The organism is Saccharomonospora cyanea NA-134 (genome assembly GCF_000244975.1).
Taxonomy (GTDB): domain Bacteria; phylum Actinomycetota; class Actinomycetes; order Mycobacteriales; family Pseudonocardiaceae; genus Saccharomonospora; species Saccharomonospora cyanea.
Map to the genome: position 1 here is coordinate 1,636,195 of NZ_CM001440.1, position 22,514 is coordinate 1,658,708.

The window sequence follows — 22,514 nt, forward strand, 5'->3', positions numbered from 1 at the left end:
CCGGCCACGGTAACGTCGGGGAATGCCCGCTTCCGATGTCGTCCGGACTCACCTGGGTTTCACACTGGCCGTGCACCGGGCTCTGGCCGCACCCGGCGGCAACGCGTGCTTCTCGCCCTATTCCGTGGCGAGCGCGCTCGCCCTGGTCGCCCGCGCGGCCAGAGGGGACACCGCCGCCGAGCCCGCAGGGCTCCTCGCGGGGTCGCTCGATCACGTCGCCGAGCTGACGGAGCTGCTGCACAAGGCTGCCGTGCTCGACGCCGCGCGCAGCGGTGAGGACACCCCCTCGCTCGCGGTGTCCAACACGCTGTGGGTGTGGCGGGAACTCGGGATCAGACAGGGTTTCACCGAGGCCCTGAGCGAATGGCCTTCCGGGGCGGTGCGGACGGCGCCGTTCGTGGACGACCCCGAGGGCGCCCGCACCGCGATCAACGCCGACGTCGCCCGCACGACCCGCGACCTCGTCCCCGAACTGCTGCCGGCAGGCACGGTCGGTGACGACACCGTGGCGGGGCTCGTCAACGCGCTGTACCTGCGCGTGGGATGGACGTTCCCGTTCCGGGAGGCGGACACGGCCGACGGTGACTTCCACACGCCGTCGGGTGTCGTGAGAGTGCCGATGATGCGCCAGGCCGAACGCCTCGGCCACGCCGCCGTCGGCGGCTGGCAGCTCGTGGACCTGCCCGCGGTCGGTGGCGTCTCCGCGTCGGTGCTGTTGCCCGACCGCCCGTTGGAGGAGGCCGAACCCGGTCTCGACGCGGACACGCTGGCGGCGTTGCTGGCCGCGCGGCGCGAGACGATGGTGCGGCTGAGCCTGCCTCGCCTGTCCCTGGACCTCCGGTGTGCGTTGAAGGACACGCTCGAAGCGCTGGGCGTACGCAGGATGTTCCGGCCGGGCGCGGACTTCGGGGAACTGACCGACGATCCGCGGATGGTGGTGTCGGACATGCTGCACCAGTCGGTGTTGCGTGTCGACGAGACCGGGCTGGAGGGCGCGGCCGCCACCGCGGCGATGATGCGCCTGGTGTCGGCTCCCGCGGCGGAGCCCGTCACCGTGACGGTGGACCGGCCGTTTTTGTTCCTCGTGCGGCACCGGGCCAGTGGCGTGGTCTACTTCCTGGCCAGGGTCGTCCAGCCGTGAGCGCACCGACCCGGGAGCCCGTCCGCGCGGAGACGCCGGAGCCGGCCCGGCCGCGTGGGCGGGTTCCGTGGCCGCTGCTGGCGGACGCGGCGGTCATGACGTTCTTCGTGCTGGCCGCCTTCCTGCTCTACCGTCCACTGTGGGAGAACCTGTCGGGCGGTTACCTGCAGCACAGCGGGCAGGACCAGAACATGTGGGAGTGGTTCTTCGCGGTCACCGCCCACTCCGTGCTGAACTTCGAGAACCCGCTTTTCTCCACCCTGCAGAACCACCCCCTCGGCGTGAACCTCATGGCCAACACGGCCATGTTCGGGGTCGGTGTCCCGCTGACGCCGGTCACGGTGTTGTTCGGACCCACGGTGACGTGGGCTATCGCGCTCACCGGGGGACTCGCCGGCACAGCCGTCGCGTGGTACTGGGTGCTGTCGCGCCACCTGGTGAGCACGCGCGCGGGCTCGGCCGTGGGTGCGGCGTTCGCCGCGTTCGCGCCCCCGATCATCTCCCACGCCAACGCGCACCCGAACTTCGTCGCGTTGTTCGTGCTGCCGTTCATCGTGCTGTGGTTGCTCAAGCTCGCCCGGGGCGAGCGGGTGGTCCGGAACGGGGTGATCCTCGGGCTGCTGGTGACCTACCAGATCCTGCTGGGTGAGGAGTCCCTGCTCATCGCGGCCACGACACTGGCCGTGTTCGCGCTCGCCTACACGGTGATGCGGCCCGAGCAGGCGTTGTCGATGGTGCGACCGCTGGGCAAGGGCGTCGCCGTGGGCGCGGCGGTGTCGCTGGTCCTGGTGGCGGTGCCGCTGTGGTGGCAGTTCTTCGGCCCGCAGAGCTATCCGGGTATCGAACACGGGATGCGGGGCAACGACGTCGCCGCCTTCACCGCGTTCGCCACCGAGTCCGTGGCGGGCACCGACGACAGCGCGGTGGGACTGTCGATGAACCGCACCGAGGAGAACGCGTTCTTCGGCTGGCCGCTGGTGGTGTTGCTGCTGGGGCTCGTGGTGGCGCTGTGGCGTGACGTGGTCTCGCGTGCGCTCGCGGTGACGATGCTCGTCATGGCGTGGCTGTCGATGGGCGCGCTGTTGATCGTGGACGGCGAGGGCACGTCGATTCCGGGTCCGTGGATGCTGCTGTTCGACGTGCCGCTGTTCGACTCCGTGCTGGAGTCGCGCTTCGCGCTCGGCTGCGTTCCCGTCATCGGAATACTGTTGGCCAGGGCTACCGAGAAGGTGCTGCGCCTGCGGGTGCGGCCGGACTGGCGTTACACGGCGGGCATCGTGTGGTTCAGCGCGCTCGTCCTCGCGTTGCTGCCCATCGCGCCCACGGAGCTGAAGGTCGCCGAGCGCGGCGAGACACCGGCGTTCTTCACGAGCGGCGAGTGGCGCCGGTACGTGGACGACGGGTCCGTCGTCGTGGCACCGCTGCCGAACCCCGGCGACGCCGACGCCCTGCACTGGCAGGTGGAGTCCGGGTTGGAGTTCCCGCTGGCAGGCGGGTACTTCGTCGGCCCCGACGGTGAGGGCAACGGCCGGTACGGGCCGGAGTACCGGCCCACCACGTACCTGCTCGCCGAGGTGCACACGAGCGGGGAGGTACCCGAGATCACCGTCGACCACCGGGACGATGCCGTGGCCGACCTGCGGTACTGGCGGGCGGACGTCGTCGTGCTGCCGATCGGCGACTCGCCGCACCAGGTGCAGTTGCGGGAGACCATCGAGGCTCTGCTCGGACAGCCGGGCGAGGTGCACCGGGATGTGTGGGTGTGGGACGTGCGGAGGTTGACCGCCGACGCTGTCACACCGGAGGAGGCTGTCTCGTCCCCAGGGTGAAGGATTCCCGACGAGGAGGAGACAGACCATGCCCCGCATCCCCGGTGTGCCCACGGCCAGGGCTTCCCGGCTCCTGCGACTGGTGTACCGGTTCACGCGACGCCGCTACGGCGCTGTGCCCGAGCCGATCACCGTCGTCGCGCACCACCCCCGGCTGCTCCTGGCATCCGGGGTGCACGAGCTGCTCGTCGAGCGGGCCGCCCGCGTGCTGCCCCGCAACGTCGCCGAGCTGGCCGTGTACCGCACGGCGGTGCGCCTGAACTGCTCGTGGTGCATCGACTTCGGAACGATGCTGCAGAAGCACGCGGGACTCGACATCGACCGGTTGAAGCACATCGACGACTACGCCGACTCACCGCTGTTCACCCGGCAGGAGCGGCTCGCGCTGGCCTACGCCGACGCGATGACCGACACGCCGGTGGGCGTCACCGACGAGCAGGTGACGGAGCTGGAGGGCGAGTTCGGTCGTGACGGGCTGGTCGAGCTGACCTACCTCGTGGCCCTGGAGAACTCCCGAGGCCGGATGAACAGCGCGCTGGGTATCACCGACCAGGGGTTCACCTCGGGCGACGCGTGCCGGGTGCCCGTGCCCTCGGACCGGCAGACCGTCACCGAGGTATCCGCGTGAGCTTGTCGGGGTTGGCGATGTCGTAGATTGCGACGATCCGGCCGTCACGCACGGCCATCGTGTGCACGCGCTCGTGGAGGTCGCGGTAGCGGCCTTCGCCGGGTTCGGCCGCGAGGTGGAAGCCGAGATCGCCGTTGACCAGTACCGGCCGGGCGGCCATGAGCGCCCCCGGCCGGTAGGTGGCGACCAGACCGACGGCGAAGCGGGCGATCTTGTCGACGCCGACGAGGACGCGGAGTGCCGTCCGCGCCTTGCCGTCGGAGTCGCCGACGAAGCGGGCGTCGGGGTGCAGGACTTCGGCGACCGCCCGCACGTCGCCGGAACTCACCGCGGCCAGGAACCGCTCGACCACCAGCCGCTGGTGTTCCAGGCTCTCCCTCGGCGGTGGCTCGGCGTCGGCCACGGCCCTGCGGCCCCGCGACGCGTGCTGCCGTGCCGCGGCGACGGAGCAGTCCAGGATGTCGGCGATCTCGTCGAACGGCACGTCGAAGGCGTCGTGCAGTACGAACGCCACCCGCTGCTGCGGGGTGAGCGTGTCCAGCACCACCATGGCCGCCATGCGCACGGCGTCGTCACGCACCACGACGTCGAGCGGGTCGTCCGGGCGCGCCGTGCCCAGCGGCGTCACGATCGGTTCCGGCAGCCACTGGCCGACGTAGCGTTCGCGACGTGCCGCCGCGGAGCGCAGGCGGTCCAGGCACACGCGCCCGACCACCGTCGTGCACCAGGCGCGCAGGTCGCGGACCGCCTCGCGGCGGGCGTCCGGGAGACCCGCCCAGCGCAGCCACGTCTCCTGCACGGCGTCCTCGGCGTCGGCCAGCGACCCGGTGAGCCGGTAGCCCACCGCGAGCAGGTGGGCGCGGAGGGAGGAGAACGCATGAGAGCTGTCGGAGTCGCCGGAGCTGTCGGGGCGTTCGGTCTCCATCGCCCGAGTATGGGCCAGGGGAGAATCCCGGTCACAGCCGGTGTTCTACAGTGGGGCGGTGGCGGGACGGATCCGGGAGAGCGACATCGCACAGGTGCGTGACCGCAATCGGATCGACGAGGTCGTCGGCGAGTACGTGGCCCTGCGCAGGGCCGGCGGCGGTGCGCTGAAGGGCCTGTGCCCCTTCCACGAGGAGAAGACGCCGTCGTTCAACGTGCGTCCCACGCACGGCACCTTCCACTGCTTCGGCTGCGGTGAGGGCGGCGACGTCATCAAGTTCGTCATGCGGATCGAACACCTCGGGTTCGTCGAGGCCGTCGAACGGCTCGCCGACCGCATCGGACTGCGACTCACCTACGAGGGCGGCGGGACCTCCGTCCGCCGCGACCGAGGGACGCGGCTGCGCCTGGTGGAGGCACACAAGGCCGCCCAGGCGTTCTACGCCGAGCAGCTCGCCACCCCGGAGGCGGAGGCGGCCAGGAAGTTCCTCTCCGAGCGGGGCTTCGACCAGGCGGCGTGGACGAAGTTCGGCTGCGGGTTCGCGCCCGGCGGCTGGGACCGGCTGACGAAACACCTGATCCGCAGCGGCTTCGAGCTGAACGAGCTCTACAAGGCACAGTTGTCGAAGGAGGGCAGGCGCGGTCCCATCGACCGGTTCCACCGCAGGCTCGTGTGGCCGATCAAGGACCGCGGCGGAGACGTCGTCGGGTTCGGCGCGCGGCGGTTGTTCGACGACGACCCGATCCAGGCCAAGTACCTCAACACGAGCGAGAGCCCGATCTACAAGAAGTCGCAGGTGCTGTTCGGGCTCGACCAGGCCAAGCGCGAGATCGCGCGGCGGCACCAGGTGGTGGTCGTCGAGGGGTACACCGACGTGATGGCCATGCACGAGGCCGGGGTGCCGACGGCGGTGGCGTCGTCGGGCACGGCGTTCGGCGAGGAGCACATGCGGGTGCTCCGGCAGATCATGATGGACGACGACACCTTCCGCGGTGAGGTGATCTTCACCTTCGACGGTGACTCGGCGGGGCAGAAGGCCGCCCTCAAGGCGTTCGAGGGTGATCAGACGTTCGCCGGTCAGACCTACATCGCCGTGGCGCCCGACGGGATGGACCCGTGCGAGCTGCGGCTGGCCAAGGGCGACGCCGCCGTGCGCGACCTCGTGGCCCGCCGCACCCCGCTGTTCGAGTTCGCGATCCGCAGCCTGCTCTCCGAGTACGACCTCGACTCGGTGGACGGCCAGGTGGCGGCCCTGCAACGCACCGTGCCGCTGGTGGCGCAGATCAAGGACCGCGCCAAACGCGACGGCTACGCCACCAAACTCGCGTGGTGGGTCGGCTGGCAGGACGAGGCCATGGTGGTGCGGCGCGTGCGCGAGACCGCCGGCGCGCCCGTGAAGGCGAACGGTGCCCGGCGCGCACCAGTGCGCAGCGGCGGCGGTGCGAACGGCGCCGACGGGGGGCGACGTCCGGCGCAACTGGAGCGCCCCGACCCGCGGAACCCGGACCTGGAGGCACAGCGGGAGGCGTTGAAGGCCGCCCTGCAGGAGCCCGCGCTCGCCGGGCCCGAGTACGACGCGCTGCCGGAGGACGCGTTCGTGCACCCCGCCTACGTGGGGGTGCATCGCGCGATCGTGAAGGCGGGCGGCACGAGCAGCGGTCTCACCGGTCCCGCGCTGATCGAGGCGGCCGCCGCGCACGCGGACGACCGCACGGTCGCGTCGCTGCTCTCGGAGTTGGCGGTGGAACCACTGAGGTCCCAGAGCGACGCCGACGTCCGCTACGTGTCGAGCGTGCTCGCCGCCGTGCAGGAGAGCCTCGTCGGCAGGCAGATCGGAGAACTCAAGTCGCGGTTGCAGCGACTGTCTCCGGTGGACGCGGCAGAGGAGTACCGCGCGCTCTTCGGTGACCTCGTGGCACTGGAGCAGTACCGTATTGCGTTGCGGGAACAGGCGGCGAACCGATGGGATTGATCGCGTGAGTGTGTGGCGCAGGATCTTCGGTCCCGCCGTACCGGACGAGGTGCGGGAGCGGCTCGCCGCGGACGAACACGTGCTCGCCGCCGCGGTCACCGGAAACGGCGGCCACGTCGCCGTCTCCGCGCTCGGCCTGTGGGTTCCCGACGGCGACGGCGCCCGCCGTGTCGGGTGGGACCTGATCAGCAAGGCCGTGTGGGGCGGCGACGCGTTGACGGTCACCGAGGTGGAGGTGGTCGACCGCGCGGGCGAGGCTGTGGTGCTGCGCGACCTGCCGCCCGTGCGCCACGTCCTGCCGAAACCGGGGCGGATCCCGTACCTCGTGCGGCAACGCGTCGAGAGCTCCATCCGCTCGCGTTACCGCAAGGAGTTGCCGGGTGGCGGCGCGTGGTTCGTGGTGCGCAAGCTTCCGGGAACCGACGGCGTGGTGCTCCAGGTGCGGCCCGATCCCGGCACCGAACCCGACGTCGTACGCGGCATCGCCGAGGAGGCGGCGGCGAAACTCGTGGGCGGGCGCGGCGAGTAGCACCTCGCCCTGTGACGTAGTGCGGGGCGGGCGGATTACGTCGACAGGCGAGGGCAGAAGGCGCGCTGAGGCCGACGACAGCGACCGTGTCCGCTCCTAGCGTTGCGATCGTGAGTGAGAACAGGACTGTCGACCGGAACTCCGTACATACCCGGCGGCTCGGGCTGTCGCCGTCGGCCGTCTGGGGCCTGGCGGCGTTGGGCGTCCCTCGGGTGGTGGCACACGACCTGGACCTCGTCGGGCCGGAGCTGAACACGGTGCTCGTGTTCGCACCACCGCTGGTGTGGTTGGTCGTGGTGCTCGCCCGCCGGGTGCCCTCGCCCTTGGCGACCCTCTCGGTGATCGGCCTCGCCTACGGCGTGCTACTGGCGGTGACGCACCAGCTGTTGTGGTCACACGCGTTCGACGGTGACGCTCCCACGTTGGGTGGCAACTTCGCCGGGACGTTGTCACCGGTGTGGGAGCAGGTCGTGGTGCGCGGGTTCGCGTGCGTGAGCAGCCTGGTCACCGGCCTCGCCGTGGGCGCGGTGACGGGTGTGGTGGCGTGGGCGCTGTCGAGCGTCCGTTCCCGTACGCGAGGCTAGCCCGCGTGCGTGGTGTCGCGGCTCTCCGTGCGAGCTTCGAGGGCTCTGATCACGGCGGTCATGTCCACGCCGCCGTGCCCGAGTTCCACGGTCTGCTCGTACAGGGCGTGGCAGACGTCCAGCAGGGGCGAGGCGACCTTCGCCGAGCAGGCCGACTCGGTGATGAGCCGGGTGTTCTTCAGTACGTCGGCCGCTGCCGCCTGCACCGACGAATCGCCGGAGACGAGCTTGGCCGCCTTGGCCCGCGACACCACCGACGCCATCGGTCCCGCGTCGAGAACGCGTTCGAGCGTCCCCGTATCGAGGCCGTGCCCCTCGGCGAAGTGGAACGCCTCGGCGAGCCCGGTCACCATCGTGATCATGAAGAGGTTGACCGCGAACTTCATGCGCAGCGCGCCGGGCACGGGACCACAGTCGACCGTCGCCGAGCACATCGGCGACAGCAGCGGCCGCACCCGCGCCACGTCCGTGTCGCAACCGGCGAGCAGGGCCACGAGGTCGCCCGACTCCGCGGGGCCACGCGAACCCGACACGGGAGCCTCGACGTAGGCGCCGCCCGCCGCCGCGATCTCCTCACCGAGTCCTTGCGAGTACTCGGCCGACACGGTGCCCATGTGCACCACGGTGCGGCCCCGGACCCGAGCGGCGAACGACGTGGTGCCGCGCGCCAGTACCGCGTCGACGGCGACCTCGTCGGCGAGCATCAGCACCACCACGTCCGAGCGCGCGAACAGTTCCCCGGCGTCGTCCGCGCGCCGCGCCCCGGCCGCGACCACCGGATCACAGCGGGAGGCGGTCCGGTTCCACACCAGCAGCGGTGTGCCCGCCCGGGCGAGGTTGAGCGCCATCGGCAGGCCCATGACACCCAGCCCGGCGAAACCCATCCGTACTCCGCTCGGCTCCATCGTGTCTCCCGTCCTCGGGCTAGTCTCGGCGTGTGCGGCCGAACGTAGACCGAGCGGACGGCGGAAGTCTTGAACGTCTGTGCCGACCCGTGACGTGGGCGGCGCGGACCCGGTCACCCGGCCACCGGCTGCGGTACGGCGGTGGTGCGTGCGGCATCGAGCGACTCGAAGCCGTCCTGGTGGGCGAGGGTTTCTCCCCGCACCGGCACGACACGTACGCCGTCGGGGTGACTCTGAGCGGGACGCAGACGTTCCGGTACCGGGGGCGGTTGCGGTACTGCCTCGCCGGTGAGTGGCACGTCCTGCATCCCGACGAGGTGCACGACGGCGTGCCCGGAACCGCCGACGGATTCGGTTACCGCATCGTCCACCTCGATCCCGTGCTGGTCCAGGAGGCACTCGGCGGGCAGCCGCTGCCGTTCGTGGCCGACCCGGTGATCCGGGACGGCGGGCACCCGCTCGCCGAATACCTGGCCGACATGGACGAGACCCTCGACGATCTCAGGGCGGCCGAACTCACCACCGCGGTCGCGGATCTCCTCGTCCGTCACGCCGACCGGAGTTTCCGGCGCCGCGCACCGCTCGACCTGCCCGCGCTGCTGCGCGTGCGTGCCCTGCTGCTCGACGATCCGCAGAGCGCGCACTCCGCCGCGGACCTGGAAGGCGTGTCAGGGCTCGACCGCTGGACACTGGCCCGGCAGTTCCGTGCCGCGTTCGGCACCAGTCCCACGCGGTTCCGCACCATGCGCAGGGTCGACCGGGCGCGGGAACTGATACGCGCCGGAGGTCGGCTCGGCGACGTGGCGGCGCTGGCGGGTTTCGCCGACCAGAGTCACCTGACGCGGATGTTCAAGCGCGCCTACGGTCTCACCCCCGCGGCGTGGGCCGAAGCCGTCCGGGCGGCCGGATAGTACGGTCGTACCGCAGTCGTGGAGGAGGTCGGCACGTGTGGGATCCGCAGGCGTACCTGGACTACGGGGAGCTCAGGGCGCGGCCGTTCCGCGAACTCGTCGCCCGCGTCGGCGCCGAGCGGCCACGCCGGGTCGTGGACGTCGGCTGCGGGCCGGGCACGCTCACCGCCGAGCTCGCGCGCCGCTGGCCGGAGGCGAGGCTGGAGGCGTTCGACAACTCACCGGAGATGGTGGCCGCGGCCCGGGAGCGGGGCGTGGCCGCGCGCCTGTGCGACGTGAGCGACTGGCGGCCCGAACCCGACACCGACGTGGTCGTCAGCAACGCGGTGCTGCAGTGGGTGCCGGGCCACGAGGAGTTGCTGCGCCGCTGGGTGGGTGAGCTTCCGGGCGGGGCGTGGTTGGCGGTGCAGGTGCCAGGCAATATGGAGGCGCCGTCGCATCGCATCGTGCGCGAACTCGCGGCGAGCGAGCCGTGGGCCCACCGGCTGCGGGACGTGCGGCTGCGTGGCGTCGACGCCGTGTACGAGCCGCTGGACTACGCGGAACTGCTCGCCGACCTGGGCTGCGAGGTGGACGCGTGGGAGACCACCTACGTGCAGCGGTTGACGGGTGAGAACGCCGTGCTGGAATGGGTCACCGGCACGGCCCTGCGACCGATCGCCGCCGCGCTCGACCACGAGGAGTGGCAGGGGTTCCGCCGGGACCTGGCGCCTTTGCTGGACGAGGCGTACCCGCCACGGCGCGACGGTACGACGTGGTTCCCGTTCCGGCGGATCTTCGTGGTGGCGCGCACCCCCGCCTGAGGGCGCGGCCTCAGCCGCCGCTGCGCGACTCCGAGGCGGCGTAGCCGTCGTGGCCGTGCATCACCCCGTGCTTGCGATGGGTGAACGGCAGCCGATCGCCGACCTTCTCACCCAGCTTCGCGCGCACGACCCCGGCGGCGCCCTGCACGGCGGGGTGGTCGGCCAGCTTGCGGTAGTTGCGCACGATCTGCTCGTAGCGGGCGCGTCCCGCACGGGCTCCGAGGACGTAACCCGCTGCGGCGCCCACCAGGAACATCTTCATCGCGGACCTCCTCGTCGGCGGATCAGGTCCCCTCATTGTCCCGCAGGGCCCGCCGCTGTGCCGCGCAGTCAACGAGGGGGTGGTGTGAGCGGCTGTTCCCGGGTGCGCTAAAGTAGTCAGCGTCAGGCCGGAGTGATCCGGCCAGGCGAAGCGGTCCTCCGTAGCTCAATTGGCAGAGCATTCGGCTGTTAACCGAAGGGTTGCTGGTTCGAGTCCAGCCGGGGGAGCCAAAACCCCAGGTCGTCGACCTGGGGTTGTTTTGTGTTCGGATCCCACTCCCGCGGTTCCCCGAGAACGAAACGGTTCCCTCGGTTCTCGACGATCCTCCATGGCGGGCAGGCCCGGGCACCGAGACCACGCCCGCCCGGCTCGTCCTCCCCACCGTCAGTGTCGTCAGCGTCGTCAGTGTCGGCGGTATTCGGGCGCCCCGAACCGCTCCCGACGTCACGGGTCAGCCGGCTCCCTGTCCCGGCTGTGGGTCGCCGCGAGGGTGCCGAGCAGGGTGAGTGCCTCGGCGCTGACCGAACCGGGCTCGGCGTGATAGACGATCAGTTCCTGTCCGGGAACGGACTTCACCTCGAAAGCGTTCATGTGCAGCGTGAGTTCCCCGACCTCCGGGTGACGGAACCGCTTGCGTTCCAAGCGTTTGCCGCGAGCGTCGTGGCGCTGCCACAGGGCGGCGAACTCCTCGCTCCGCGCCGTGAGCGAGTCCAGCACCTCGGTGATGCGGGGGTCGCGCGGTGAGCGGCCGTGCAGCACCCGGAACCCGGCCACCGCGTATGCCGCGACCCGGTCCCAGTCGGGATAGAAGGCCCGCGCGTCCGGGGCGAGGAAGATCTGCGCCAGCAGGTTCGGGCCGTGGCCGAACCCGTCGAACAGTGCGTGCGCCAGCCGGTTCGCGGCCAGCACGTCGTACGCCCGGCCCAGGACGATCGCTGGGTTGTCCGGCCACATGTCCATCAGCCGCAGCAACTCGGGATCGACCCGCTCGGGGGCGATGCTGTGCGGGGTGCCCGGCGTCAGCCCGGCGATGCGGAAGAGGTGGAGGCGCGCGTCGTCGTCGAGCTGCAGCACGTCACCGAGAGCCGCGAGGACCTGAGCCGAGGGGTTGCGCTCGCGTCCCTGCTCCAGTCGCACGTAGTAGTCGACACTCACGCCCGCCATCGTCGCCACCTCCTCACGGCGAAGGCCCGGCACGCGGCGGACTCCGTGGGCCGGAATGCCGGCGGCATGGGGACTGATCCGCGCGCGCCGGGCCCGCAGGTAGTCGCCCAGGAGGTTCTCAGGCATACAGCCAGGTTAGGGCGAGGCTCGGCCCCGCTGCCTGGGTGTGCTGCTCCCAGGCACACGGTTGCCTTCCTCGGCCGAGCGGCGCCGATGACAGTGGAGGCCATGACCACCAACGACACCACCAACAACACCGGCAACACCGTCGGAGACGAGCCCCGAGTGATCCTGGTGACGGGCGCCTCCAGCGGGATCGGTGAGGCGACGGCGCGCCGCCTGGCAGGCGATGGGCACCACGTCGTATTGGCGGCGAGGCGTACGGACCGCCTCGACGTCATCGTCGAGGAGATCAGGAAGGCCGGGCACAGCGCGGAGGCCCGTGCCCTGGACGTGGTGAACAGGGCGGCGTTCCAGGCTCTCGTCGACGACGTCGTCGCCACGAGAGGGAGACTCGACGTCCTGGTCGGCAACGCCGGCGTCATGCTGCTGTCACGCCTCGACGCGCTGCTCGTCGAGGAGTGGGACCGCATGGTCGATGTCAACGTCCGTGGGCTGTACAACGGGATCGCGGCGGTGCTGCCGCACTTCCGGGCGCAGGGGGCGGGACACGTCGTCACCATGGCCTCGATCGGTGCGCACGAGGTCGTCCCGACCTCGGCGGTCTACTCGGCGACCAAGTACGCGGCATGGGCGCTCACCGAAGGACTGCGGACGGAATCCGACCCCACCATCCGCGTCACGACCATCTCCCCGGGCGTGACCGAGTCCGAACTGGCCGACCACATCACCGACGCCCACGCGGCCGACGCCATGGTCGACTACCGCAAGGCCGCCATCCCGGCCGACGCCGTCGCCCGCGCAGTCAGCTTCGCCATCTCCCAGCCGAGCGACGTCGACGTCAACGAGATCATCGTTCGCCCGGCCGCGCAACGCTGACCACGCCCCTCGGGCAAGGAGACGCAGCCGAGCGCCATCCTGGGCCACGCGCACCCGGAGATCATCGTGACCGTCCACGAACGGACCGGTCGGCTCGACCGCTTCCACAACGGCATGCCGAGTCGGCCGGTCCGGACCGGAGTCACACACGCCCACGCCCCGGGATCGTTCTTCTGTGGCCCCGGGTTCACCCCGCCGGTTCTGCGGGAGCCTCCGCGAGGGAGAGGCTGTTCCCGTCCGGGTCCACGACGGTGACGTGACGTACCCCGTTGGCGTAGGTCTCCACCGGTTCGTGCCCGATGTCGTGTGCGGCCAGCCGAGCCAGGATGCCGTCGAGACCTTCCACCTCCAGAGTGAGCAGCGCATGGCCCGCCCGGTCGGGAATCTCGTCGACGAAGACCCACGCGGTGTCACTGATCCGCCAGAGTTCCTCACCACCGACGACCTCGTCCGCCGGGCGCCCGAAGAACGCCGCGTACCAGTCGCGTGCGGCAGCGCGGTCGGTCACCGGCACGCCGCTGTACAGGCGAGTCATCGATGCCATACGGCGACAGTAGCGTGCGGCCTGTTCCGATGTGGGGCATTGCGGTGAATCCCGCTCGCTCCACCGTTGTGTGACCACACCGACATCACGGGTCCACGCCGACTCGCCACAGGTTTCCCACCAGCGGCTCAGGGATATCTCTTCGCCCGAAACCCGGGTTCGTCGCCCTCACATTTGTTTGACATGGGAAGTGATCGCCGATAACTTGCCGGGCCTGCACGGAGGGAGATCATCATTCTGAAGAAGCTAGAACGGGCGCTGGGGTTGAGGACGAATCCCGTCATCTTCTTCAGCTCGGCATTGCTGGCCTTGGTCTTCGTCGTGGCCTCCATCGCGTTCACGGACGAGGTCGACGGTATTTTCCGGGCTGCGTCCGACGCGGTGAAGACCAATCTGGGCTGGCTCTACATCCTGGGTGTGACGTCCTTCCTCGGCTTTCTGTTGTGGATCGCGTTCAGCCGTTACGGACACGTTCGGTTGGGCGGCAAGGATTCCAGGCCGGAGTACAGCAATCTGAGCTGGTTCGGGATGCTCTTCGCGGCGGGCATCGGGACGATCCTGATGTTCTGGGGTGTTGCCGAGCCCATCAACCACTTCGCCAACCCGCCTTTCGGCGGAGCCCACGACCAGGTGGGAGAACTGGCGGAGAGTGCGGGCACTTCCGAGCAGTTCGCGGAGCGTCTCAGGGAGCTGCCGGTCGACGGTGGAGCGACGGCTCCGTTGAGCGAGGGAGCCGCGAACGAGGCCGTCGGATTCGCGCTGTACCACTTCGGTTTCCACACATGGGCGATCTTCTCGTTGCCCGCGCTGGCGTTCGCCTACTTCGCGTACAAGCGTGGACTGCCGTTCCGGGTGAGCTCGATCTTCCATCCGATCCTCGGCGACCGGATCAACGGACCGATCGGCAAGGTCATCGACGTCATCGCCGTGGTCGGCACCCTGTTCGGGGTCGCCGTGTCCATCGGGCTCGGCACGTTGCAGATCAACAGTGGGCTGAACGGGCTCTTCGGCATCGAGATCAGCGGCACGGTGCAGATCCTCATCATCGCGGTGGTGACCACCATCGCCACCATCTCGGTGGTGACCGGTCTCGACAAGGGCGTGAAATGGCTGTCCAATATCAACATCGGGATGGCCGTCGCGCTGCTGCTGTTCATTCTGTTCGCCGGTTCCACCGTGTTCCTGCTTCGCGGCGTCATCGAGAGCACCGGCAACTACCTGAGCATGATCGTGCCGCTGTCCTTCTGGAACGACGCGCTGCCCGCGGGTGAGTGGGGCTGGCAGGGCAGTTGGACGGTGTTCTACTGGGCGTGGACGATCACGTGGGCGCCGTTCGTCGGTATCTTCGTCGCTCGTATCTCCAAGGGCCGCACCGTCCGCGAGTTCGTGCTCGGTGTGCTCGGTGCGCCGGTCGCGTTCTCGATCATCTGGTTCAGCGTCTTCGGGATGTCCTCGATCAACATCGAGTGGAGCGACCCCGGCTCGCTGGTCGGTCCGGTGGTGCAGGAGGGCGACACCGCCGCCGCGTTGTTCGCCTTCCTGGAGCACTTCCCGGCCAGCGAGTTTCTGATGGCGCTCTCGGTGCTGATCGTCGTCATCTTCTTCACGACGTCGGCCGACTCGGCGTCACTCGTGGTCGACATGCTGACGTCGGGCAACACCGTGAACACGCCGGTCCGCCAGCGCGTGTTCTGGGCGGTGCTGTCGGGTGTCGTGGCGGCGACGCTCATCGCCGCCACCGGGCAGGAGGCGTTGCAGGCGCTCGAACAGGTCATCACGGTGCTCGGGCTGCCGTTCTTCCTCATCGCGTTCGTGATGATGTACTGCCTGGTGAAGGCCATGCGGAAGGACGTTCCCGAGGAGGAACTACTGCCGCGCCGGGCCAGGCTGATGCTGGAGCGGCAACGCACGGCCCGGCAGTCGGAGGAGTCCGGACGGCAGTCGGAGTCCGAACCGAGTTGAGGTTCTTCTCCGCGATCAGCGGCGTCGGGGTGGCCGCGGTGCGCGCGGTGGCCGCGGCCCGTGAAGCCGGCGCCGCTGATCGTTCCCCGAGGGCCAGTGGGGAGTGCGGGGGATCGGGCGGGTCGGTGCTTCGTCGACGGATGCCCGCGTGGCGACGAGTACGCGGGTGTCGTCGTCCGTGTCCTCCACCGGGTCCGTGTCCACCACGGGGTCCGCGGTCCGCGGGAGCGCGACCTGTGTCGCGCCGGGGCCCAGGAGCAGGCCGAAGAGTTGGTGCGGCCGGTATGTCTCGACAAGCCGAGTGGTCCACCGGGCGGCCAGGGTCATCACCGCCGCGACCACCGCGACGCCGAGAGTGAACCCCACCAGCACGTCGTGCGGGTAGTGCACACCGACCACGACGCGGGAGAACGCCACGAGCGCGCCCAGGCACAGCGCGGCCACTCCGACCGCCCCGCGCCGGCACAGGAACACCGCCATCGCCGCGCCCCCGGCGATGGTCGAGTGGTTGCTCGGAAACGACCAGTCGCCCAGTTCGGGACACTCCGTCAGCGGCCGTGCTCCCGGCACCGCCCGGCACGGACGGTCCTGCTCGATCACCAGCTTGGCGAGTTCGCTGATCCCGTAGGCGAACAGTGTGGCCACCGGGGCGAACACCGCCGCCGCCATGGCACCGGCCGAGCCGCGCCGCGCCTGCCACCACCCGAACACCAGCAGCAGACCGAGCACCACCACCCCGGCCTCGGTGAAGAACACCGCGAAGTCCCCCAGCCAGCCCGGCGCGGCGTTCGCGGCGTCGAGCACCGCCCGGTACCACTCGGCTGACAGATCGGGAACGCCGTCGACTTCCAGCACCTCCTCCTGCCCGGCTTGTCCGTCGGGGGCGGCGGGAGGGGTGGAACGTGTGACGGGGACGGCCTCGGGGACCGGGAAGGGCATGCTGGCAACTCCTGAGTAATCGAACGTCGACTCAGTGTATTGACGACGTTAAGGTGACTCAGGAGCCGCCCACCTCGGCTGATCGACCGGATGCCTCGGCCGATCAGCCGGTTTTCCGGAGCCGGACCACCTCAGGAGAAGCCCTGCTGGGGCAACACCATGTCGTCGGCGGTGGCCAGCGCCTCCGGGTCGCGGTCGGCGCGGTGCGACAGTCCTCGGTCGGACACCTCCCGGCTCAGATCCATCACCGCACCGACGAGGAACTCGACCTTGCGGCGCAGTTCCCGAAGTTCCTCGTCCTCCTTGGAGGCGGTGCTCGGTACCAGTTCCCGTGCGGTGGGGGTGAACATCTCGCGCAGATCGCGCGGCAGGTGTTCCAGTGCGTGGGCCAGCGAACCGGGGGAGAGCAACTCCCGCATCCCTTCAGAGACATCGCGAATGGCCGAGCGTACGTCGGTGCGCCGGATGCCGGCCTCGGCCGCGATACGGTCGATGCAGTCGTCGCAGCCGTAGCGGATGGGGACCTTGCTCGGCACCCAGCCGTCGTAGAAGGTGCCGCGCAACAGTTCGGGTAGCTGGGCTCCGAAGTGGGCGGCTCCCTCCACGGTGAGGCGGTCGCGCAACGTGTGCAGCCACGCCCGCAACACCCGGTAGGTGTATCGACGGTCGTGGGTGCCCAGCGCTTCGCCGATGGCGGCGAGCCATTCGTGGGCGGTGTTCTGAGCTCGGGCGAGTGGGTCGCTGTTGTGCGTCATGTGGTCCTCCCGCGTGAGGGGCGTCGGGCGGTGGCGTCCACTCGCCTGTCAGTGTCGAAAAGCTCGCCGGAACGGCACAGAGTCCAATGGCTCATCGTCGGTGCGCGCGACTTTCGCCCGCCTGTGCCCCGTGCTCATGATGGACGTCGGAGGCCCAGCCGGATGGGACTTTCCGACGATGGCGGCGATCACGCTCTTCCTTGCCGGTGACGTGATGACGGGACGGGGAATCGACCAGATCCTTCCCCATCCCGGCGACCACCGGCTGCGCGAATCGTTCGTGCGGGATGCGCGGTACTACGTGCACGCCGTCGAGGAGCGCAACGGCCCGCTGCCACGCCCGGTGCCGTTCTCGTGGCCGTGGGGCAGTGCGTTGCGGGCGATCGAGGCGGCGGCGCCCTCGGCGCGGATCCTGAACCTGGAGACGAGCGTGACGCGGGCGCGGGCGTTCGCGCCGGGAAAGCCCGTGCACTACCGGATGAGGCCGGAGAACCTGCCCGCGGTGCTCGCCGCGAGACCCGACGTGTGTGTGCTGGCCAACAACCACGTGCTCGACTTCGGGCGGGCCGGCCTGCTGGAGACCCTCGCGGTGTTGTCCCGCGCGGGCGTGCGGGTGGCCGGCGCGGGACACGACGTCGCCGAGGCGGCGAGTCCCGCCGTCGTCGGGACAGGCCAGACCCGTCTCGCCGTGTTCGCGGCGGCGGCGAGCTCCAGCGGGGTGCCCGCCGAGTGGGCGGCGGGTCCGGCGACGCCGGGTGTGCGCCTGCTGGATTCGGACGCGCCCGAGCTGGTCGAACAGGTCGCCGCCGCGAAGCGGGCCGGACACCTCGTGCTGGTGTCGTTGCACTGGGGGTCGAACTGGGGCTACGGCGTCGCCTCCGGGCAGATGGGATTCGCTCACCGCCTGATCGACGCCGGGGCGGACGTCGTGCACGGGCACTCCTCGCACCACCCTCGACCCATCGAGGTGTACCGGGGCAGGCTCGTCCTCTACGGCTGCGGTGATCTCGTCAACGACTACGAGGGCATCAGCGGTTTCGAGCGTTATCGCGGCGATCTGCGGCTGCTCTACTTCCCGTCCCTCGATCCGGAGACCGGGGCGCTGCTCGCCCTGCGCATGGTGCCGGTGCAGTCCCGCCGGTTGCGCCTGCAACGCGCGGGTTCGCGTGACGAGGAGTGGTTGCGGTCGGTGCTCACCCGATGCAGCACACCCTTCGGTACCCGCGTCGACAGCGTGGACGGAGTCCTGTCTCTGGCGTGGCGTTGAACGTTGGACGAGAGTCTTGCGGGATTGTTGAACAACTCTGTACCTTGTGCCGAACCACGAGGATCGGAGTTGCGATGACCGACCGGCTCGACTCGGCGAAGCCCACCTCGACGGTCTCGAGAGGCACGTTGCTCGGCGCCGTCTTCCTGATGGCCACCAGCGCCATCGGCCCGGGCTTCATCACCCAGACCACCACGTTCACCGCGCAGCTCGGCGCGGCGTTCGCCTTCGCCATCCTGCTGTCGATCCTCGTCGACATCGCCGTGCAGCTGAACGTCTGGCGAGTCGTCGGGGTCTCGGGCCTGCGTGCTCAGGACCTCGGCAACCGGGTGCTCCCCGGTGTCGGCTACCTCATGGCCGCCCTCGTGGTGTTCGGCGGGCTGGTGTTCAACATCGGCAACATCTCGGGCACGTCCCTCGGGCTCGACGCGTTGTTCGGGCTCGACGTCAAGCTCGGGGGCACGATCTCCGCGCTCGTCGCCGTCGGCATCTTCCTCAGCAAGCGGGCGGGTGTGGCGATGGACCGGCTCGTCGTGGTGCTCGGCCTCGTGATGATCGCTCTCACCGCCTACGTCGCCGTCGTGTCCGGGCCTCCCGTCGGTGAGGCACTACGGCAGGCCGTGGTGCCCGACACGGTCGACTTCCTCGTCGTCACCACACTGATCGGCGGCACCGTCGGCGGCTACATCACCTACGCCGGCGCGCACCGGCTCGTGGACGCGGGTGTGCGCGGGCCCGAGCAGGTGGCGCACGTCAGCCGCAGTTCGGTCACCGCGTTGCTGGTGACCGGGGTGATGCGCGCGGTGCTGTTCCTCGCCGTGCTCGGCGTCGTCGCCGGAGGTGCCACGCTCGCCGCGGACAACCCCTCCGCCGACGCCTTCCACCAGGCCGCCGGGGAGGTGGGGCTGCGCCTGTTCGGCATCATCCTGTGGGGCGCCTCGGTGACGTCGGTCATCGGCGCGTCGTACACGTCCGTGTCGTTCCTCGTGTCGTTCTCGCCAGTGCTCCAGCGGCGCCGCAACTGGCTCGTGATCGCCTTCATCGCGGTGTCGCTCACCGCTTTCCTGCTGCTCGACCAAGCCCCCACGACGTTGCTGGTGCTGGCGGGAGCGCTGAACGGCCTCATCCTGCCCGTGGGCTTCGGTGTGCTGATGTGGGTGGCGGTCCGGCGCCGCGACCTGCTCGGCGGCTACCGCTACCCGCGCTGGCTGCTCGTGATCGGGGTGGCCGCGTGGCTGCTCACCGTGTACCTGGGGTGGAACTCGCTCAGCGGGATCGGCGACCTCTGGAACTGAGGTTTGGTGTCGCGTTCCGACGGCCATTCCCGTGACGAGGAACGGACGTCGAGCCAAGGAGCGAACATGCCTGTCGCCGAAATGGTCCGCAGTTACCCGGCAGACCTCGGAGGTGTCGACCGCGACGCACTCGTGCGGTGCATCGAGGAGTGTGTCGCCTGCGCTCAGGCGTGCGCGGCCTGTGCCGACGCATGTCTGTCCGAACCGGATGATGTGTTGCCGTCGCTGCGCAAGTGCATCCGGACCAACTTGGACTGCTCCGACGTGTGTGACACGACAGCGCGCGTCCTCTCGCGGCACACCGGCTATGACGCCAACCTCACGCGGGCGGTGCTGGAGGCCTGTGCGACGGTGTGCCGGTCGTGCGCCGACGAGTGTGGCGCCCACGCCCACCACCACGAGCACTGCCGCGTGTGCGCGGAGGCGTGCCGCCGCTGTGAGCAGGCGTGCCAGGAACTGATCAGCGGACTCGGCCGGGGCGCGGGAGTCTGAGAGCCTGTTCCGCGGGTGGGCCGACGGGCGCGTGGCGCGGTCGCGGCCCACCCGCGGCCCGCGCAGGCCGGTGCCGCGGGGACGCCTCGGTCAGTCGTCGTCCTTCTCGCGCCGCTTCTTCTCTTCCTCCCGCTCCTTCTCCCGCTGTTTCTTCTCCTCCTCCCGCTCCTTCTCGCGTTCCTTCTTCTCTTCCTTCCGATCGTCCTCGCCACGGCGGTCGTCCTGGGGCGGTGGGGCGGCCGTCTCCGAGTGCAGGACGGTGTCGGAGGTGATCACGACCGCACCGTCGTGGCGCCCGATTCCGTGCTGGTGGTACTCGGTGACCGTGGCCCCCGAACGCAGCACGAGTCGGATGCCGACGTGCACGGTGTCGGTGCCGTTCACACGCGGTGGTGAGACCACCGTGACCGAGCGGACCTCCGCCCACTTCCCGGCGAACTCCGACTCGCCCTGCGCGCGCAGCGTCGGACCGTGCAGCGCGTACGCGGCCTGCGGGTCGCCGGGCAGGTGTCCGTAGTAGTCGCCGACCACGTCGAGCAGTTCGGCGGCGGACAGCGGTCGGAGGCTCGACGCGGTGGTCGAGGGACCGGGTGTCGGCTCCGCTGTGGTGGTTTCCCCGCCGCCCGACGCGATGGCGATCGTGATGCCCGCGGCGACCACCGCCAGGCCACCGCCGACGGCGAACAGCCCCGTGCGGCGGGAACGCCGTGGTGGCGGTGGTGGTGGGGGAGCCGGCGCGCCGGCGGGATTCGGGCTCGACGGGGTGTCGAACGGGTGCAGATCGAGCCGCGTCCCACCGCGAGGGGTGTTCACGGCGACGGCCCGGAGTGGCTGCGTCAACTCCTCCGGCGCGGGCGCGAGCACCGGGGTCCGGCCTTCGGCGACCGCCTTCAGCTGGTCGCGCACCACGGCTGCCGAGGGCCGCGCCGCGGGATCGGGGACGAGGACTCCTTCGAGCACCGGAGTCAGCGGGCCCGCGCGGCGTGCGGGCGCCACCTCGCCCGCGGCCACCTGGTAGAGCACCCCGAGGGTGTTCTCCTCGCTCTCGCCGAACGGTGGGATGCCCTCGACCGCCGCGAACAGCAGCGAGCCCAGCGAGAACACGTCCGACGCCGGAGAGGACGGCCGCCCGCGCGCCACCTCGGGAGCCAGATACGCGGGGGTGCCCGCGACGACCCCGGTCTGGGTGACCGTCACGTCGCCCCCGGCATGGGCGATGCCGAAGTCGACCAGCTTCGCCGTGCCGTCCCCGCCGAGGAGCACGTTGGCCGGTTTGACGTCGCGGTGCACGATGCCCGCGTCGTGCGCGGCGGCGAGCGCGGCGGCCACCTGGGCCCCGATGGCGGCGGCTGCGCGAGGTGACAGGGGGCCGTCCGTGGCCAGCACGTCCGCGAGGCTGCGCGCGGGGAAGTACTCCATCACCAGCACGGGAAGCCCGTCGTGCTCGACGACGTCGTGGACGGTGACCGCGTTCGGATGGTGCAGGCGCGCGGCGATGCGGCCCTCACGTTGCGCGCGCTCCCGGGCCTGCGCCGCCGCCGTGGCGTCCAGGCCGGGTTGCAGGAGCAGCTCCTTGACGGCGACCTGCCTTCCCAACCGCTCGTCCACGGCCTGCCACACGGTGCCCATCGCGCCGCTGCCGATCTCACGCTGCAGCCGGTAGCGGCCCGCCAGCACCGTCCCTTCACCCGAATTGGTCACGCGAGAAGGGTAGGCGGCGGGCCTTTCCGGCCAGCGCGGCCTCACCGGAAGCGGGCGACGACCTCGTCGATGTCCTTCCGAAGCTCGGCCGGCACGCCAGGCAGGGACATGCGGCACGCCCACTCGCCACCCGTCCGTACCGTGAGCGCGGCCTTGAGCCGGGTGATCGTGGGGCCCGTCAACCCCACCAGCCGCGTCACGGTCCGCTGGAGTTCGTCCACCCGGTCCGTGTCGCCGTCGTCGAGGGCCCGCGCGAGCGCGGCGAACGTCTCCGGAAAAGCCGACGACACCCCCGACACCACACCGGTGCCCCCGTGCTCGACGACCCACGGCAGACGGCCGTCGTCGCCCGAGTACAGCTCCTGGCCGTCGCCGAGCGCCGTGGCGTATTCGGGGAGCCGGTCCGCCGCCCCACCGGACAACTTCACCCCGACCATGCCCGGCAGCCGCAACACCTCACGGAGCAGCTCCACGGAGATCTCCATCCCCGTGCGTTCGGGGAAGACGTAGGCGTAGACGTCTGCCTCCGGATGGGCCTCCGTCAGCGAGCGGAAGAACCCGATCACACCGTCGTCGTCGGACGGCAGATAGTACGGCGACAGCAGGGCGAACCGGGTGATGCCAGTGTTCGCCGCCGCGTCGGCGAGCCGTAGCACCTGGCGACTGCTGGCGTGGCCGACGTGGCCGATGACGCGGTCGGCGCCCAGCAACCCGGCCGCAACCCGGAAGAGCTCCACCCGCTCGTCGTCCTCCAGCGCGGGGAACTCCCCGGTGGTGCCGGCGATCAGCACGCCGGTGACGTGTTCCTCGATCGAGGTGAGTGTCTTCTCGTACTCGGCGAGGTCGATCGAGCCGTCGCGGGTGAACGGCACCGGAACGGCGCTGACGATCTGCGCAGGCATCGGGA

22 protein-coding genes and 1 tRNA gene are annotated in these 22,514 nt (G+C 70.4%); 14 read left to right on the forward strand and 9 right to left on the reverse strand.

The features are described 5' to 3' along the window. The first annotated feature begins 22 nt into the window (after positions 1–22). Genes SACCYDRAFT_RS07955 through SACCYDRAFT_RS07965 form a run of 3 tightly spaced genes read left to right on the forward strand, consistent with a single transcriptional unit; the run spans position 23 to position 3,598 of the window. Positions 23–1,141 carry a serpin family protein gene (locus SACCYDRAFT_RS07955; RefSeq protein ID WP_005455206.1) on the forward strand — a complete coding sequence of 373 codons (1,119 nt, stop codon included), beginning with the start codon at positions 23–25 and terminating at the stop codon, positions 1,139–1,141. Then, positions 1,138–2,970, forward strand: coding sequence for a hypothetical protein (locus SACCYDRAFT_RS07960; RefSeq protein WP_005455207.1), 1,833 nt, complete (start codon positions 1,138–1,140; stop codon positions 2,968–2,970). Before SACCYDRAFT_RS07955 ends, SACCYDRAFT_RS07960 begins: the two co-directional genes overlap by 4 nt. Positions 2,971–2,998: 28 nt before the next feature. Next, positions 2,999–3,598, forward strand: a complete 600-nt coding sequence (locus SACCYDRAFT_RS07965) for a carboxymuconolactone decarboxylase family protein (RefSeq protein WP_005455208.1) — start codon at positions 2,999–3,001, stop codon at positions 3,596–3,598. Here SACCYDRAFT_RS07965 and SACCYDRAFT_RS07970 read toward each other — a convergent pair. After that, positions 3,579–4,523 carry a sigma-70 family RNA polymerase sigma factor gene (locus SACCYDRAFT_RS07970; protein WP_005455209.1) on the reverse strand — a complete coding sequence of 315 codons (945 nt, stop codon included), beginning with the start codon at positions 4,521–4,523 and terminating at the stop codon, positions 3,579–3,581. The genes SACCYDRAFT_RS07965 and SACCYDRAFT_RS07970 overlap by 20 nt on opposite strands. A gap of 58 nt (positions 4,524–4,581) precedes the next feature. On the opposite strand from SACCYDRAFT_RS07970, the gene dnaG reads away from it, so the two are divergent. The 3 genes from dnaG to SACCYDRAFT_RS07985 all read left to right on the forward strand — a co-directional run bounded on the left by dnaG (position 4,582) and on the right by SACCYDRAFT_RS07985 (position 7,608). After that, the gene (gene dnaG, locus SACCYDRAFT_RS07975) at positions 4,582–6,495 is read left to right on the forward strand and encodes a DNA primase (protein ID WP_198284977.1); all 1,914 of its coding nucleotides are present in this window, start codon (positions 4,582–4,584) and stop codon (positions 6,493–6,495) included. A 4-nt stretch (positions 6,496–6,499) separates the two neighbouring features. Further along, positions 6,500–7,024 (forward strand): hypothetical protein, encoded by a 525-nt coding sequence (locus SACCYDRAFT_RS07980; RefSeq protein ID WP_005455213.1) that lies wholly within the window; start codon positions 6,500–6,502, stop codon positions 7,022–7,024. A gap of 215 nt (positions 7,025–7,239) precedes the next feature. After that, positions 7,240–7,608, forward strand: coding sequence for a hypothetical protein (locus SACCYDRAFT_RS07985; RefSeq protein ID WP_232283796.1), 369 nt, complete (start codon positions 7,240–7,242; stop codon positions 7,606–7,608). Here SACCYDRAFT_RS07985 and SACCYDRAFT_RS07990 read toward each other — a convergent pair. Continuing rightward, on the reverse strand, positions 7,605–8,630 hold the full coding sequence (locus SACCYDRAFT_RS07990; RefSeq protein WP_332306970.1) for an NAD(P)-dependent oxidoreductase: 1,026 nt from the start codon (positions 8,628–8,630) through the stop codon (positions 7,605–7,607). The genes SACCYDRAFT_RS07985 and SACCYDRAFT_RS07990 overlap by 4 nt on opposite strands. Here SACCYDRAFT_RS07990 and SACCYDRAFT_RS07995 point away from each other — a divergent pair. Beyond that, the gene (locus tag SACCYDRAFT_RS07995; protein WP_005455222.1) at positions 8,603–9,424 is read left to right on the forward strand and encodes a helix-turn-helix domain-containing protein; all 822 of its coding nucleotides are present in this window, start codon (positions 8,603–8,605) and stop codon (positions 9,422–9,424) included. The two genes, SACCYDRAFT_RS07990 and SACCYDRAFT_RS07995, sit on opposite strands and share 28 nt — an antisense overlap. 35 nt (positions 9,425–9,459) lie before the next feature. Continuing rightward, entirely contained in the window at positions 9,460–10,227 is a 768-nt protein-coding gene (locus tag SACCYDRAFT_RS08000) for a trans-aconitate 2-methyltransferase (protein ID WP_005455223.1), read from the forward strand. 10 nt (positions 10,228–10,237) lie between these two features. Here the strand turns inward: SACCYDRAFT_RS08000 and SACCYDRAFT_RS08005 are convergent, their stop codons facing one another. Continuing rightward, positions 10,238–10,489, reverse strand: a complete 252-nt coding sequence (locus tag SACCYDRAFT_RS08005) for a hypothetical protein (RefSeq protein WP_005455227.1) — start codon at positions 10,487–10,489, stop codon at positions 10,238–10,240. Positions 10,490–10,643: 154 nt separating this feature from the next. On the opposite strand from SACCYDRAFT_RS08005, the gene SACCYDRAFT_RS08010 reads away from it, so the two are divergent. After that, positions 10,644–10,719, forward strand: a tRNA-Asn gene (locus tag SACCYDRAFT_RS08010). A 214-nt stretch (positions 10,720–10,933) separates the two neighbouring features. Here SACCYDRAFT_RS08010 and SACCYDRAFT_RS08015 read toward each other — a convergent pair. Next, positions 10,934–11,779, reverse strand: coding sequence for a helix-turn-helix transcriptional regulator (locus tag SACCYDRAFT_RS08015; protein ID WP_005455230.1), 846 nt, complete (start codon positions 11,777–11,779; stop codon positions 10,934–10,936). A 102-nt stretch (positions 11,780–11,881) separates the two neighbouring features. On the opposite strand from SACCYDRAFT_RS08015, the gene SACCYDRAFT_RS08020 reads away from it, so the two are divergent. Further along, entirely contained in the window at positions 11,882–12,652 is a 771-nt protein-coding gene (locus SACCYDRAFT_RS08020) for an SDR family oxidoreductase (protein ID WP_043536282.1), read from the forward strand. 187 nt (positions 12,653–12,839) lie between these two features. Here the strand turns inward: SACCYDRAFT_RS08020 and SACCYDRAFT_RS08025 are convergent, their stop codons facing one another. Further along, a complete protein-coding gene (locus tag SACCYDRAFT_RS08025; RefSeq protein ID WP_052309081.1) occupies positions 12,840–13,196 on the reverse strand; it encodes a VOC family protein in 357 nt (118 codons plus the stop codon). 234 nt (positions 13,197–13,430) lie between these two features. On the opposite strand from SACCYDRAFT_RS08025, the gene SACCYDRAFT_RS08030 reads away from it, so the two are divergent. After that, entirely contained in the window at positions 13,431–15,158 is a 1,728-nt protein-coding gene (locus SACCYDRAFT_RS08030; protein ID WP_005455233.1) for a BCCT family transporter, read from the forward strand. Positions 15,159–15,173: 15 nt separating this feature from the next. Here SACCYDRAFT_RS08030 and SACCYDRAFT_RS08035 read toward each other — a convergent pair whose 3' ends face one another. Continuing rightward, complete coding sequence (locus SACCYDRAFT_RS08035; protein WP_005455234.1) at positions 15,174–16,097, reverse strand: phosphatase PAP2 family protein; 924 nt, start codon at positions 16,095–16,097, stop codon at positions 15,174–15,176. A 131-nt stretch (positions 16,098–16,228) separates the two neighbouring features. After that, positions 16,229–16,852: a DUF2267 domain-containing protein gene (locus SACCYDRAFT_RS08040; RefSeq protein ID WP_005455235.1), complete on the reverse strand. Its 624-nt coding sequence runs from the start codon at positions 16,850–16,852 to the stop codon at positions 16,229–16,231. 178 nt (positions 16,853–17,030) lie between these two features. Here SACCYDRAFT_RS08040 and SACCYDRAFT_RS08045 point away from each other — a divergent pair, with 178 nt between their 5' ends. From SACCYDRAFT_RS08045 to SACCYDRAFT_RS08055, 3 genes are all read left to right on the forward strand, one after another. After that, positions 17,031–18,119, forward strand: a complete 1,089-nt coding sequence (locus tag SACCYDRAFT_RS08045; RefSeq protein ID WP_005455236.1) for a CapA family protein — start codon at positions 17,031–17,033, stop codon at positions 18,117–18,119. A 74-nt stretch (positions 18,120–18,193) separates the two neighbouring features. Then, positions 18,194–19,414 (forward strand): NRAMP family divalent metal transporter, encoded by a 1,221-nt coding sequence (locus SACCYDRAFT_RS08050; RefSeq protein ID WP_005455237.1) that lies wholly within the window; start codon positions 18,194–18,196, stop codon positions 19,412–19,414. A gap of 66 nt (positions 19,415–19,480) precedes the next feature. After that, complete coding sequence (locus SACCYDRAFT_RS08055; protein ID WP_005455238.1) at positions 19,481–19,906, forward strand: four-helix bundle copper-binding protein; 426 nt, start codon at positions 19,481–19,483, stop codon at positions 19,904–19,906. A gap of 90 nt (positions 19,907–19,996) precedes the next feature. Here SACCYDRAFT_RS08055 and SACCYDRAFT_RS08060 read toward each other — a convergent pair whose 3' ends face one another. Then, positions 19,997–21,607, reverse strand: coding sequence for a serine/threonine-protein kinase (locus SACCYDRAFT_RS08060; protein ID WP_043536284.1), 1,611 nt, complete (start codon positions 21,605–21,607; stop codon positions 19,997–19,999). A gap of 41 nt (positions 21,608–21,648) precedes the next feature. Further along, positions 21,649–22,509 (reverse strand): dihydrodipicolinate synthase family protein, encoded by an 861-nt coding sequence (locus tag SACCYDRAFT_RS08065; protein ID WP_005455242.1) that lies wholly within the window; start codon positions 22,507–22,509, stop codon positions 21,649–21,651. Between the last annotated feature and the right edge of the window lie 5 nt (positions 22,510–22,514).